This is a genomic window from Amaricoccus solimangrovi (assembly GCF_006385685.1).
Taxonomy (GTDB): domain Bacteria; phylum Pseudomonadota; class Alphaproteobacteria; order Rhodobacterales; family Rhodobacteraceae; genus Amaricoccus; species Amaricoccus solimangrovi.
This window is the reverse complement of the sequence record NZ_VFRP01000114.1, coordinates 1-924: the sequence shown is the minus strand read 5'-3', so window position 1 is coordinate 924 and position 924 is coordinate 1. Positions and strand designations below refer to the sequence as shown.

Sequence of the window (924 nt, the reverse complement as noted above, 5' to 3'; positions counted from 1 at the left end):
CGGGCATCGCGGCGATCTCCGCCGCCGCGCGGGCCTGGTCCTCGAGGCTGTAGGGATAGAGCGTCGGGCAGGCCTCAGAACCGGCCATCGCGCAGCCGGTCAGCGATGCCCCGACGAGAGCGATCCACGGACGCGTTCGCATCCCGCATCTCCTTCTGCTTGGTGAGACTCGCCTCGGCCGCGTCGCGCTTCGCGTCGACCTTGCCGTTGCGCCGGACGGCCCAGATCGCGAGCGCCCAGCCGGCGGCGCCGACCAGGTAGGGCCAGGTGGCCGAGAAGAGCGAGGCGATCATGCCGCGCGCTCCCGGGTGAGGTATCCGGCGGCGGCCATGACGCCGAGCTGCACATAGGGGCCCAGCTGGGCGAGCAGATCCTCGGCCGGCAGCTCGGGCGCGTAGGTCGTGAGCAGGGTCCGGAGGACCGAGATCACCATGCCGGAGAGGATGACGGCCCAGAGCTTGCGGGTGGGCGCGGCGGAGGGCTGATCGACGAGCGGCGGCTGAGGCATGGTCAGGCTCCCTTCGGGCCGAAGAAGCCGCGCAGGGCGGCGAGGATGAGCGCGGCGAGCCCGGGGCGCGGCGGCGCGTCCGGGCTTCCGGTGGTGGCGATGGGGATCGGCGCGGCGGGCCGGGTCTCCTCGAGGACGAGCTGGCGGATGTAGTCGCCGACCGGGCGCGGCCCGACGAGATCCGGGCGCCAGGGCAGCCGCGCGATGTCCCATTTGCCGCGCTGCGCGATCCCGAGCGTCGGCTGGACCTCGGCATGGGTCAGCACGGTCCGGGGCGTGACCGGGATGCCGTAGCGCCCGCAGAGATCGGCGACGAGCTGCGCCGCCGCGCGGAGCTGGAGCTCGTTGATCGGGTGGAGCCCGGGCGAGAACGGCGCCTCGACCGCGCCGACCATGCCGCAGAGCGCGACGCCGAT

3 protein-coding genes are annotated in these 924 nt (G+C 73.8%); all 3 read right to left on the bottom strand.

The window, feature by feature from the left end:
- Positions 1-74: 74 nt before the first annotated feature.
- Complete coding sequence (locus tag FJM51_RS23500) at positions 75-293, bottom strand: hypothetical protein (RefSeq protein ID WP_140456507.1); 219 nt, start codon at positions 291-293, stop codon at positions 75-77.
- Positions 290-508 (bottom strand): hypothetical protein, encoded by a 219-nt coding sequence (locus FJM51_RS23495; RefSeq protein WP_140456506.1) that lies wholly within the window; start codon positions 506-508, stop codon positions 290-292. Before FJM51_RS23495 ends, FJM51_RS23500 begins: the two co-directional genes overlap by 4 nt.
- Positions 509-510: 2 nt before the next feature.
- Positions 511-924, bottom strand: a 414-nt coding sequence (locus FJM51_RS23490) for a peptidoglycan recognition protein family protein (protein ID WP_140456505.1), incomplete at its 5' end; no start/stop codon positions are given.

Excerpts from the sequence above, each read along its gene's own strand:
- FJM51_RS23495 (WP_140456506.1), bottom strand. The coding sequence starts at position 508 with ATGCCTCAGCCGCCGCTCGTCGATCAGCCCTCCGCCGCGCCCACCCGC.
- FJM51_RS23500 (WP_140456507.1), bottom strand. The coding sequence starts at position 293 with ATGATCGCCTCGCTCTTCTCGGCCACCTGGCCCTACCTGGTCGGCGCC.